This is a genomic window from Marinobacter sp. L-80, assembly GCF_056859395.1.
Genome location: NZ_JBSXOI010000065.1, coordinates 1 through 12,184 on the forward strand (window position 1 = coordinate 1; position 12,184 = coordinate 12,184).

Annotated in this window: 12 protein-coding genes and 1 pseudogene; 5 read left to right on the forward strand and 8 right to left on the reverse strand. The window is 53.7% G+C overall.

Going from position 1 to position 12,184, the window contains the following annotated elements:
* The 3 genes from AC13E3_RS10325 to AC13E3_RS10335 form a co-directional block, all read left to right on the forward strand.
* A partial coding sequence (locus AC13E3_RS10325) for a hypothetical protein (protein WP_482902031.1) occupies positions 1-222 on the forward strand: 222 nt, incomplete at its 5' end.
* Positions 223-322: 100 nt separating this feature from the next.
* Entirely contained in the window at positions 323-703 is a 381-nt protein-coding gene (locus AC13E3_RS10330) for a hypothetical protein (protein ID WP_008169382.1), read from the forward strand.
* The gene (locus tag AC13E3_RS10335; RefSeq protein ID WP_008169384.1) at positions 693-992 is read left to right on the forward strand and encodes an antitoxin Xre/MbcA/ParS toxin-binding domain-containing protein; all 300 of its coding nucleotides are present in this window, start codon (positions 693-695) and stop codon (positions 990-992) included. Before AC13E3_RS10330 ends, AC13E3_RS10335 begins: the two co-directional genes overlap by 11 nt.
* A gap of 126 nt (positions 993-1,118) precedes the next feature.
* On the opposite strand, the gene AC13E3_RS10340 is transcribed toward AC13E3_RS10335, so the two are convergent.
* The 8 genes from AC13E3_RS10340 to AC13E3_RS10375 form a co-directional block, all read right to left on the reverse strand.
* On the reverse strand, positions 1,119-1,406 hold the full coding sequence (locus tag AC13E3_RS10340; RefSeq protein WP_008169386.1) for a hypothetical protein: 288 nt from the start codon (positions 1,404-1,406) through the stop codon (positions 1,119-1,121).
* 801 nt (positions 1,407-2,207) lie between these two features.
* Positions 2,208-4,382: an AAA family ATPase gene (locus tag AC13E3_RS10345; RefSeq protein WP_008169388.1), complete on the reverse strand. Its 2,175-nt coding sequence runs from the start codon at positions 4,380-4,382 to the stop codon at positions 2,208-2,210.
* Positions 4,375-4,815: a VPA1267 family protein gene (locus AC13E3_RS10350; protein WP_008169389.1), complete on the reverse strand. Its 441-nt coding sequence runs from the start codon at positions 4,813-4,815 to the stop codon at positions 4,375-4,377. The genes AC13E3_RS10345 and AC13E3_RS10350 overlap by 8 nt, the downstream gene beginning before the upstream one ends.
* Complete coding sequence (gmtX, locus tag AC13E3_RS10355) at positions 4,808-5,476, reverse strand: gamma-mobile-trio protein GmtX (RefSeq protein WP_008169390.1); 669 nt, start codon at positions 5,474-5,476, stop codon at positions 4,808-4,810. The genes AC13E3_RS10350 and gmtX overlap by 8 nt, the downstream gene beginning before the upstream one ends.
* Positions 5,473-8,094: a gamma-mobile-trio integrase GmtZ gene (gene gmtZ / locus AC13E3_RS10360; protein ID WP_008169391.1), complete on the reverse strand. Its 2,622-nt coding sequence runs from the start codon at positions 8,092-8,094 to the stop codon at positions 5,473-5,475. The genes gmtX and gmtZ overlap by 4 nt, the downstream gene beginning before the upstream one ends.
* A 1-nt stretch (position 8,095) precedes the next feature.
* Complete coding sequence (gmtY, locus tag AC13E3_RS10365) at positions 8,096-9,562, reverse strand: gamma-mobile-trio recombinase GmtY (RefSeq protein ID WP_008169392.1); 1,467 nt, start codon at positions 9,560-9,562, stop codon at positions 8,096-8,098.
* 171 nt (positions 9,563-9,733) lie between these two features.
* Positions 9,734-10,507, reverse strand: a complete 774-nt coding sequence (locus tag AC13E3_RS10370; RefSeq protein ID WP_136632356.1) for a DODA-type extradiol aromatic ring-opening family dioxygenase — start codon at positions 10,505-10,507, stop codon at positions 9,734-9,736.
* Positions 10,508-10,531: 24 nt separating this feature from the next.
* A complete protein-coding gene (locus tag AC13E3_RS10375; RefSeq protein ID WP_291909547.1) occupies positions 10,532-10,972 on the reverse strand; it encodes a DoxX family protein in 441 nt (146 codons plus the stop codon).
* A 104-nt stretch (positions 10,973-11,076) separates the two neighbouring features.
* Between AC13E3_RS10375 and AC13E3_RS10380 the strand changes: the two genes are divergently transcribed.
* On the forward strand, positions 11,077-11,967 hold the full coding sequence (locus AC13E3_RS10380; RefSeq protein WP_349343631.1) for a LysR family transcriptional regulator: 891 nt from the start codon (positions 11,077-11,079) through the stop codon (positions 11,965-11,967).
* A 79-nt stretch (positions 11,968-12,046) separates the two neighbouring features.
* Positions 12,047-12,184: pseudogene (locus tag AC13E3_RS10385) on the forward strand (IS5/IS1182 family transposase); the annotation flags it as partial.

The window sequence follows — 12,184 nt, forward strand, 5'->3', positions numbered from 1 at the left end:
ACACGCATGTCATTGGCGATCGACGTGCTGGAACCGTCAGCCCTTTTGATCGTTTGCCAAGTTCTTGATGGGGCATTGCTTACCCGTTTAAGGGGCGTAAAGCCTGGAATTGGGGGTGCGGCGAATGTTCGCTTTTGTTTAAAACCCGGCTTGGATGGCTATACCCCGGAATTCGCAACAGGGTTGTTCGAGGTTAATTGCCTCAGAATGGTTTTGGTGTGATCCTTTGATCTTTCTTTGCGCCAGGGACTTTCTTGGTAGCTCAAAAAGGAACATCACAAATCGCACGCAGAAATGACTGTTTAAAGAGGTATTTTCAGCAATGAACCATGCCCCCGGTGAAACAACAATTGAGCAGCATCGTGCCGGACTAAAGGCGGCCATTCGAATTTTGCAGGCGTGGGGTATTGAGGGTCCCGATCAAGCCCGAATTTTAAACATTGACCAAGCTCTCGTTGACGCCCCTGAAACGCTCGACACAACGGATCAGAGTCAATTGACGACGATTTCCTACCTTCTCAATATTCACGCTTCCCTAAAAGAGCTCTTCCAGAACCCGGAAAACCACAGCGGTTTTATGATGTCTATCAATCAAAATCCACCTTACTACGGCCAGAGACCGTTAGATTTCGTTTTGACCGGTAAACTCGAAGCCATCAAGGAAGTGTTCGAAAGCCTGGAGTTATTGAAGTATGGACAATGACAAAGACCGAGTTATTCGTTCGGTAGCAGAGGAGCTCGGCGTTGCTGGCGACAAGTTGGTCGAAATCGCTTCTTCAAACCGCTATCCCGGAGAAGATGTCGCGCAACTGTTCCAGGAACTCCGTCATAGCATGATCGCCGCTATTGGCGACGACCGGGAAAATCTTGCTCATTGGCTGGAGACGCCCAACGAAGCGTTGAAAGGAAGACCGATTGATCAATTGACCAGTGTCCAAGGTTTCCAGCACGTCATCGAGTATCTTGATATCGCCTCCTTCAAATGGCGATAAGTCAGGAGGGCTGTCTCACAATTACGGGAGCTCAGAAGTCTGGCAGGCCGAGTACTTCGATTTCTCATGGATAATCCCAACGCACCGCTTCTGTCCCCAAGGCGAGCCAGCATCGCCCCCCTTCGTCTAGTCGTAGGGGCAATTGGGACTTCCCCATTCCAAACCAACCGGACCTCCAACCGCGCCCTGAAGCTTCCGGTACTTGATCCATCTGATCGCTATTTCGTCTAGCACCTCAGAAAGAATCTCAACGGTAAGGCTCTCAATGATCTGATCTTTGAAGGTTTCTTTGGAAATCTCGTAAGACGAGGGTTTTTCGAGGTTGAGGAATACTGAGCGAGGCTCCGAGGAGAGAAGCTCTTCGTTGTACAGATGAAATTTATCACCTGCAGCGATTGACGCTTTCGTGCTCATTTGTGATCTCCCTGTTCTCATTCATTGCTGTCCGCGCTCGATACATCAGGGCGAAAGCCAGGTTACTGTCGTCCAATGCCTTGGTAACCGAGCAAAGTGCCTCTGATTATACCGACGCTGCCTGTGCAACGCTCCTTAAAGCAACCTGCGAGTCACTCTACGTGAGCCTTCTGGGTGAAATAACTGACGGATGGTGCAAAGCTGAGTCCATATATGAGCAGATCTACCCCAGCCTTATCGCCAAAGAACGCATTGAAGCGGCGTGGTGCTTTTTTGCGTCTATATATGAGCAGATTAGAAGCCTTTTATTTTCAATTGCTTATAGCCAAAAATCTTCGCCCTTTATTTTTTGATGCATCCGACTAATGCTGATAACCGTTGAAAGGAACTCTTGGCGAGCTCTTAGTCTGCTCACACCAAGGGAACCCTGTGAGCAGAGGCTTTGAGGGGGGGCGGCCCACAAAGATGCTCTGCTTACACCATTTTGAGCAGCGGCTGTCCTGCTGCTTACACCACCGGAGGGCACAGCTTTCGTGCTGCTTACACCATTTCTAAACCGCTTTTACGGTGCTTATGCAGACATCCCTGTTTCAGTTGCACCGCTGATTAGAGTTTCCGCCCGTTGGTGTTTCGCCGGATTTCTACGGGAATCAAATCTTCCAGTTGTTTCGGGTCCGAGCGTTCGCTCTTGTTTATGATCTGATTTCGGGGTATTTGACGACCAGCGATGATCGTTTAAGATGAAATTGCGGTACAGGGAGAGGTCCCGATGGCCGCGACCGGCGATGAGGGGGCGTGCTGTTAATGGCTAACCCCCGAATCCCTCTCTTCCAGCAATTCCTTCAAGAAACTCGCTCGCCTGGTGGCATTGCTTACCGATTTTACGATGGACGAAAAATCACTAGCCTGCCCGACAATGTGTATCTCTGCCTCAGCACGGGTAATCGCCGTGTAAAGCCACGCACGGTCTAAGATGCGCCCCTTCTGCACTGCCACGATGATTCTCGGGAACTGGCTTCCCTGAGCCTTATGGAGCGTGATTCCGTAGCCAAGCTCCATGCAATCGAAGACTTCATCCGTAATTGAAATGTTTTCGCCGGTATCAAGTGTCACGATACCAAATGTTTCCTGGCCGTCCTGGGTGTCGCGCTCTGTTGAGGATAATACGCCAAGAGACCCATTCTGAATTCCTATGTTGTAGTTGTTCCTGGTGAAGAGGATCGGGTCGCCCACTCTCATATCGAGGAAGAAGTCATCGCCATGCAGCCTAAACTGCAAGCGTTCCCCATCGGGATTGAGCAGCATTTGGCACTCACGGTTCACCTCGCCAACGAGAGCCTTTGTGGCTCCGATGATCTGGGTGTTATTGGGGAACTCCGCGTACAAGGATTTGCACTTATCGACCACCTGCTGTGGAGGCGTCTCATGGAACGTAATTGCGCCAACCGATAACAAAGGAGGAATCTCACCCCGATTGATGGTGGCCGAGTATTCCGGGATGCCCGTCGAGCCTTCTTGGCGTTTGACGATGTTCAACTCAACCGTAGCGATTGCACCGGATTCGACAATGTCTGATAGGACTTTGCCACATCCGATGGCTGGCAGCTGGTTCGGGTCTCCGGTCAGAATGGTGCGTACCGAAGGGTCGAGGTGCGTAATGATCCGATACATGGTCGGGAGGTCGATCATACTGGCTTCGTCGATGACCAGGAGATGCTTCGGCTCATCTAATGACGGCGAGATCGGCTCTTCTCTCAGCAGCCGAGCAATCGTCATGGTGAAGAATCCGATGCTCTCGTGCAGCCGCATGGCTGCTCGCCCCGACAGAGCGACGGCATGAATCTTATAGCCCAGCGCAGCATAGGCTTTGAGCACGGTTCGAAGCACCGTGGTTTTACCCGTTCCGGCACCACCTGTGATGCAGGACGCCGCATTTGTCAGGCTCGACTCGACCGCCTGGACCTGCTGCTCGGTCAGGTCGTAGGGCAACTCCTGAACGGCCTCGGTGAGCGCCTTGAAGACCGATTCATCTTCATCCTTCATGGCGGCTAGGGCCTTGAGCCGCTTGGCGGCGACCGATTCCATCATGATTTGGGCGGTAGGATGGTATGTGCCGGTCTCTGGCCTGAGAATGAACTGGCCGTTGCGATAACCGCTGGCGAACGCCTCTGCGACCAGGGCTTTATCGCCCAGAAGCTTGATCACCTCGGGCCTAAGCGCCTGATGGGAGGCGTAGGTGTGCCCCTTTTCTACCTCTTTTCGTATCGCGCTTTCTAAAGCAGCTGCGAGCCGCACCGGTGCCGATTTCTCCATGCCCATCTGTTCGGCAATGGCATCGATATCAGGAAAAGACATCCCGAATCCGAGCAAAGCGTAAGGATTGCGCTTGAGTATCTCAACGGTGCGATTATCGTGGTATTTCAGGATGCGTTGCTGAATTCTAAGCGGCACTCCCAGAGAGGCCAGCCAGTTAGCATGCGCAAGGTTTTTGTACTTGGCGTAGCCGTTGTATAGCGCGGTTACCGAAATCTCGCTAAGAACCTCCCTGAGACGGCCTCTGTGCTCGGAGGTATTGGATTGGAGTATTGGGTGCAGGTCACTGCCAAAAACGTCCCAGAGGGCTCGTGCTTTGGCCTCACCGATACCGGTGAACTCCTTTTCATTGGCAAGGAAGCGGATCAGCGCCTCGCCCGTTTCCGGCAGCGTGCACTCCATCTCAGCTGGGGCATCGTACAAATGCTGCTGAAGCTTATAATCGCCTGCCTGAACGGTCTCCAGCTTCCTTACGCCACGCACTCGCCATTGCTGACCAACGGACGGCTTGATAGGCAGGGACTGGTTTTCACTTCGGATGCTAACGATGTATTTGCCGGAGTTGATTTTGTAACTGTCGGCTTTAAGGGGAATGCCCGTGAAGATCGTGTATTTATAGCCGTTATGCTGGCAGCTGGTGACACGGAAATACTCTTCATGCATCGGGCGCGACTCCGAACTCTGTGAGGACTTCGGACAGTTCACCGTACCGTTTTAGCTTGGCTTCGAGGGTTGCCACCCGGGCCTTTAGCTCAATGTTTTCCTGCTCCAGCACTGAGAGCCTTCTCGATTCCATGGCTCTTTGGTTAACGCTGGGATCATAACGCTTCGGTTCTGATCGCTGGGCCTTGGCTGTTTCGGTCAGTTCTGGCAGAACACCCCGATCACGCAAGTTCTGCTCCAGATTCTCCAGTGCCGTTTTGATGGCCGGATTCTGGCGCAACGCGCTCTTTCCGATGCCTATGGCTTTGGCCACTTCGCAACGGTTTAACTGGCCCCGAAAAACGATCTGCTTAAAATCGTCATCCGTTTGGGTGGCCACCCAGCTCTGGAAGGCACTCAGGTTCTGACGTGCTCTTTCCTGACCATTACTCATCAATTTCCCTCAGGATCTTCTTTAGCCCGGTCAGGAAGCCACGAGGCAGGATTTCCATGCCAAACTCATCCTTCACCTGACCCAACTTGTTCGCCTGGAACCCGAGCTTTTCGAGCCACTCATCGGTGCAGACGGTGTGCAGGGCTTTAATCTCGTTGTCAGAGCAGATTCCCTTCAATGAGGGCAGCAGCTCCACACTGGCGTCTGACTGGGGTTCGCTGTAAGTCGTAGGGCGCTTGTCGATGACCATCTGGGTTTGGTTCTTGAGCATGTTGGCTTCGCTTCTGTAGCGATCCCGCTCACGGATGATTTGTCCGAACAGCGCACGCACCGCCGCGTCATCAATGCGCTCCAGCAGTTGGTGGTCCTGGCTCATTCTCTTGGGTGGTCCCACCGGTGGCTTCTTGGTGGTGGTCTTTGCCTTGGCGGCCCATGCTTCGACCAGATCTCGGTAATGCTTATTGGCGGTGGCACGAATTGACTGATAGCCCACACCGCCATCTTCCTCGGATACGCGCCCAATGGTGGTGATGGAAAAGTCCCGAGCGCCGGAGTCGAAGTAGGCGCTCAAAGTTTCGTGGAGCTTATCTAGAGATGCCTTCGTCTTCGCGGTCTTGCCGTCTTTTAGGGTGTCCAAAATCGCATCAACATCGACGTTCATTCGGACACCTCCAAGGCCGGAATCCGCTTCAGAGCGCCTGACGACAGCGTGATTGGGGTGATTTGTTTGACTGCCTCAAATCCGGATTTCAGCAGCCCATCGTTCTCCAGGTACTCTTGCGCTTCGATGTAATTTGTTGCGATTCGGTAGCCTTCCATGCTGTCGTCTGGATCCGCGATCTTAGCCATTTTTCGAACGAGCGCATTACCCACGATCAACTGTGTGTTTTCGTCCATTTCCAGAAAGACGGGCTTGTACCCAGAGCGCGCCATCATTCGGCTCAAGGCATTAGTGCGCTTGGCAATGGCAGGCGTCTTGCGCAAGTCATCGTGCAGGTCGGGGTAGAATTCAGCGTCCTCGCAGAGCAAGGACAGGTGAAGCAATTCCGAGTCGGTTTCGATAAATTTCATGCTGACATTGAGGTCTTCCGCAGATCCCACGGCAATCAGCTTTTGACTGTCATCGTCCTCAATTCGCCCATTTTCGATCTGGATTACTTTGTTGATCAGGTTGAAGATGGCGATGTAGTCTTTGGCGTATTCATCTGCCTCCACACGCTGTTTCTCGTAACGACGCTCCAGCGCTTGAAGTTCGCTGTGCTTGAGGAACGGTTTACCTTCTTCCTCAGCAATGAACAGCTCATCCTTCAGGGCCTCTAATTGGCCTTCAATCTCGACGGCCAGTTCAGCCGCCTGGTGCGCTTTGTAGCTGACTTGATTGAACTTGGAATTCAGAGCTGGCAGGTAGGTCGCATCGGTGATGTGCCAGCGACATCGGGGGCAGTTTTCAGGGCCATGGGGTACCGGGCCATAAATCCTTGAGTACGCATGTTCCGAATCTTTCATAATGGGGCCGCCGTTCCAGCAGCCGCCAACGGTGGACAGTTCATCCGAACGCACGGAGTTGCCACCGACCAGGCACAGACCGGTGGCCCGCGCCTCCCAGCCAATTGGATTCCGGTTCGCCAGCGCAGTTTCGACAGAATTGTACTGATCACCGTGGAAGGCAGCGCGGAGTTGGATCTGCCTCATCTCTGCGTCTTGAAGGAAGTTCTTAAGAGACACTCCGCTGCGTTCAACCAGGGCGGAGTCGGCCTCGCTCATTTTCTCGGCCATCACCGAGGGCGTGATCTTGTTGTAGTAGATCGTCATCAACAGCCGGGTATGACCGGCCAGGAGCTTGGAGATCACCGGCAACGGCAGATCGGAGTCCATGGTGTAGCAGGTGATCAACGACACCCGTAGGCTGTGCAGCGGGTAGTCCGTTGCCGACTTGATTGATTCTTGGCCCTCATAGTCCTCGCCGTAGTCTTTCACGAAGCGAAGGCGGTCGCCATTCTTCTTCCTCAGGCCTGACTGGAACAGATCTCCTTCCAGTTTCGACAACAGGCGGTACCAAGGATTCATGATAGTATTTATGCTGATCGGGAACGCGGAATTGCGGTCTCGAAACAGAAAGGCGAACTCGCCCATTTCGGCTAATTGCTTCTTGGATTTGGCTGAGCCAACGTGTTTCCTTTGAAGCTCTGTGCCATCGATCAACCGGTCGATGGAGTTGTATTTTTCCTGCCAGTTGCGGAGTTTTTCCAGCCAATACAGCAGTTCTTCGTGCTGCCACGGGATAATATAGCCTCGCTGAACCCCATCTTTGTTTTGGTCGGCGGTTTTGTTGGTGGAAACGTACAGCCCAGTGGTGTAGCTCTCCGTCATCGAATCATAAATGCGCCGAAAAACGCCTTTCTCATAGGGGCGTTTCGGTGTTCCGTACCTGAACGGGTGCTGGATGTTCTCGACCCAATGACCACGCTCGTAACGCCAGGTATCGCCTTCACCGGAGTCCAGAAACCGCACCTGGTAAGAGCGAAGGGGCAGATGGAGCTTGGTAAATAGAAACATCGCCATCACAGGCGACCAGATCTCATAGACCTCAACTTTCTTGTTGTTCCTAGTCACAGTCCGTGTACGGGCAATACAATCCGGATCATCGGGATCAATCAACTCCAGAGGCACTTCCATCCACGCCAGATTGCCATACTGAAGGTGATCGATAGCCCACTGCCAGTCCCGGAAATGAAACCCGATCCATGGCGTTTTATTGCCGGAGTCATCGGTTGGATAGGGGCAAAGAATGTGCCTGATTTGTTGGATATAGCGATAGGGTAATGGGCTGTGAACGGTTTCAGTGTTTGATGTGTTTATCTTGATTCTCTCGAACGGATTCAGGAACAGGGGCCGCTCGACGCCGTTATCATCCTCGGCACTCAGATGGTTCTTGAGGATGTAGTCGCATAAATCGACAACGAACGTCACGTATTGTTGGTTATTAACAGTCGATCCACTGCTAACCAGAAAGGCCTCAATCTCTTCACTAGACACCTTGTGGCCACTCGGATGGCCCTCGAACATTGTTGCCACGTCAGCGGCATAGGGGGCTTTCTCGCTCAGGTAAAGAAGAAATTTTCTTATACCCTCCAAACGCTTACTAACGCCTCTGTCTTGCGTTTTTAGCCATTCAACGGCGTACTGCTGCCATTGCAGCCAGTCGTGCCCCAGTTCTTCAGTCACCCAACCCAGCGTCAGATCCGAAGTGTAGCCCTTCCTTCCTGATTTTTTGGTCATGTTATCGTTTCCCAAACCGTGGATTCTTGCCGGTGAATTGGCCGTTTGGATCAATGTCTTCAAAGCCGTGTTTTGCTAACGTCTTCCAGTCGAAAGAGGCAGTGGCCTTTTCCTTATCCGATCCCAATTGAAGTTGCTGTGATGCCTGCGATAGAGCCTCTGAGACCTTTGCGCTGGATGGTTGGGTGTAAACCTCCTGGGATTCCAAGCTTTTGTGATGCAGGCATTTTTTCAGGATGAGCGGATCAATGCCCGCATCGGTCAATCGGCGACCGTAGTTGTGTCGATGACCGTGTGGGTCCAGGCCTTCGGCCTTGTTGGGTTCTAGGCCGATTCGACGCAGTCCCGCTGCATAGCTGTAATTAAGGGCGTTGTAGGTGTAGGGATTTCCCAAATGCGGAGCCTTGAAATTGATAAAGGCATAGGGGTGATGGCAGTCCACGCCCGCCCTATAGACCAGATACTGTCGCCATAGGGTCATGAAGACCCGTGCAAAGTCTTGTGGAAAAAAATACGCCTCTAGGTAACCGTCTTTATGGTCAAACTGCTTTGCCTTCCAGCCAAGATGCTGAGTGCCTTGCATCTCTTGGCGCGGTATGCGCCCGTATATTTCCTTAAGGTACGCCTTGCGTGTCGTCATTCCTTTTCTGGATTTCCAGTTGTTCGGTGCTCTCCCTTCTACCTCGTTATGAATCCTGACGATGGCACGGTCGGGATCGTTAGGGTCCTCGAAGACATCCGTAACCCACAACAGAAGGGCCTCGCTACGCCGGAATCCTGCGCCGTGCATCAGAAGTGCTATGAGTTTATCTCGCAGCGCAACCCGAGGGTCTTTCGTGTTACCCAAACCCTTCAGGTAAAAATCCTCGAACTTCCCAGTAGGAAAGGAAATGGCATCGTCGTTGGTTTTTGCCAACGGTGTTCTGCCTTTAATACTGCGGGCTCTCCTGAGGGTATTGTTGATCGACTTGTCTTTGATGTGCCCTAGAAAGTCATTCTGGTTTCGCCTGAACCACGCTGCGAACTGAAGGCGCTCCTCATGGCGAGTGGCTTTATGTAGGGTATTTAGGGGCTTGCCCAGTCCTTTTTCAGAAACCCAGTCGGTGAATTCCGTCAGATTGTATATGTGCTTATTAACTGACCCGACTGAGGCAGGTATCCAATACAGTCCGGAAGGATCTAGTCCATCTTCGCCAACTGTGCCGCTGTATAGCCGCCTGACAAAGACCGAAAACAGCTCCTCGGGGTCGTCGAACATGCCTTCATTGGCATCAATGAACTCAATGAGCAGCATGATCGACTGAAGGCGCTTATTGATGGTTGAAAGCGAGACGCCATTCAAGTAGAGGCTAAGGACATAATCGGTGACGGATGCCAAAACGCCTTCGTCTGTCAGAATGACGGGAATCTCCGTGGTCACTCCGCTGCAATCCTCAACGATTTTTGCCTTCACTTTAGTGGCGAACACCCTTATCCCTTACATTTAATACATCTAATTTACTATATACTACGATGCATATTAGAAAAAAAACAACCCCCTATTCGGGGGTTGTTTATCAAAATTACATACTTTTATGCCCTATACGGAATCTCGGGGTGGCCCTTTTGCATTGCCCGGGGTTGGATGATTGCCCCGGCTTCAGGCCGGATGCCTGAAAACAAAGGCATCCATGGCCAGAACACCGTGTTCGATCCCGCCATCAATCAGCACGCCGGGTTGCTGTTCCCCGGCCGCACCGGCCGCCACCAACAGAGGCAGGAAGTGCTCTGTGGTGGGGTGCGCACGTTGTGCATGGGGCGCTTTCTCCAGCGTCGCAATCAATTGTTGGTGGTCGCCTGCAGTGACCTTTGCGCGAACCCAATCCGTGAACTCCCGAGCATAGCCAGAGGCGTTCTCGTCCCCCCAGCGAACCTCGTAAAGGTTGTGGGTAAGGCTACCCGACCCGACAACAAGCACACCCTCATGCTCGAGTGGCTGCAGGGTCTGGCCCAGCTGCCAGGCCGAAGCAGGGTCAAGATTGGCAGGCATTGAAACCTGAAACACCGGAACCGAGTGATCGGGGAAAAGGTGCATCAGGGGAACCCAGGCCCCGTGATCCAGGCCCCGCTTTTCGTCAGCTCGTGCCTTCCAGCCTCCTGCCTCAAGCAAGGCGAGGGTGGTATGGGCCAGTTCCGGATGCCCGGATGCCGGATATTCAAGTTCATACAGTTCGGATGGGAAGCCGCGAAAATCGTGAATGGTCTCGGGCGTTCCGGAAACGCCCACCCGGACTTCCGGCGTCATCCAGTGGGGTGACACCACCAGCACAGCTTCGGGCCTGCTAAGGCGTTTGCCCAGCTCCGTCAGGGCCGGGCCAGCGAGGCCCGGCTCCAGTGCGAAGGTGGGAGCGCCGTGGGAAACAAACAGACTCATGATGGCTCCTCCGGGTTGCGGTGGTTATCGGGCTGCAATCGCGCGATCAATGGACGCGCGGCCTGCGCCGCTGAATACCAGGGACACCGACACGGCCAGCAAGGCCAGGCCAAACTCATAGCCATTGTTACTCATGAACAGGCCGTTGCCGATATGAACACTGAAAATGGCGACTAGCATGGCAAATGCCAGTACCGCGCTGGCAGGGCGAACCAGCAGGCCGATGATCAGTGCCAGGCCGCCGAAGAATTCCGCGCCACCGGCCAGCAGTGCCATCAGGTAGCCCGGGCTCAACCCGATGGAGTCCATCCATTGCCCAGTTCCTTCCAGGCCGTAGCCGCCGAACCAGCCAAACAGTTTCTGCGCGCCGTGAGCAGCGAATATGATACCGACGGGAATCCGGAGGGCCAATGCGCCCCAGCCTGCGTCAATGCTGATCAGTTTGTTCAGGAATGCGTTGTTCATGATGAATCTCCTTGGGTGTGTTTCGAACATGGGAGTACTTTACAAATATCAATAAACGGGATAAACGTACCTTTATTAAATTAACTGTTCCGGAAATCGAAACAATGGATCGATTGTTGGAGATGCAGACGTTCTGCAACGTGGTTGAAGCCGGCAGCTTCGTCGCTGCATCAGAGAATCTGGGAATGTCCAAGGCCGCTGTCTCACGCTATGTCAGCGAACTGGAAAGTCGTCTCGGGGTCCGGCTGCTGCAGCGGACCACCCGCCGCCTGTCGCTGACCGGGGAGGGCGAGGTGTTCTATGTCCGGTGCCGGGAACTATTGGCCGGGGTTGAGGAGGCCGAAGCAGAAATAACCGCCCGCAATGATGTCGCAAGGGGCACGTTGAGGGTGAATGCGCCGGTCAGCTTCGGAATAAGCCACCTGGCGCCTTTGTGGGGAGAATTTCACGCCCGCTATCCGGATGTGGAGTTGTCGATCGATCTCTCTGACCGGCTGGTGGATATCGTCGAGGAGGGTTTTGATCTGGCCATCCGGATTGCCACGCTGCAAAGCTCCACGCTGGTAAGCCGACGTATCACCTCCACCCGGCTCATTGCCTGCGCCTCGTCGGATTACATCGCCACCCACGGCGCCCCCGTCAAACCGGAAGATCTGGCCAGCCACCGGATCATCGGCTACAGCAACTTCACCACCGGCAACGACTGGCCCTTTGAGGGCCCGGATGGCAAGACCAGTGTGCGGGTCCGGCCATGGATGTATGCCAACAACGGTGAAACCTGCTGTGCCGCTGCCGTGGCCGGGCAGGGCATCGTGCTGCAGCCCGGTTTTCTGGTGCACAAAGACCTGGAAGCCGGGCGGCTGGTGGAGCTGATGCCTGACTATCGCTCCACCGAACTTGGCGTTTACGCCGTCTATCCCACCCGCAAGTTCGTGACGCCCAAAGTCCGGGCGCTGGTGGATTACCTTGTCTCCGCCTTTCCCGATGCGCTCTAAAGCGGTGGGCTAGGAGTCTGCGCGGCAGAAGCTACATTCTGGCACAATAGATCAAAATTCTTCAGCAACAGGATGACTGATGGGAACCACTTTCCGCCCGTATTCGCCTGGCCAGGAACTGCTTCTTCCCCCGAGCCTGAACGAGTGGCTGCCTGAGGGGCATCTGGCCTATTTTGTCAGTGATGTCGTCGAGGAGCTGGATTTAAGCGCGTTTTAT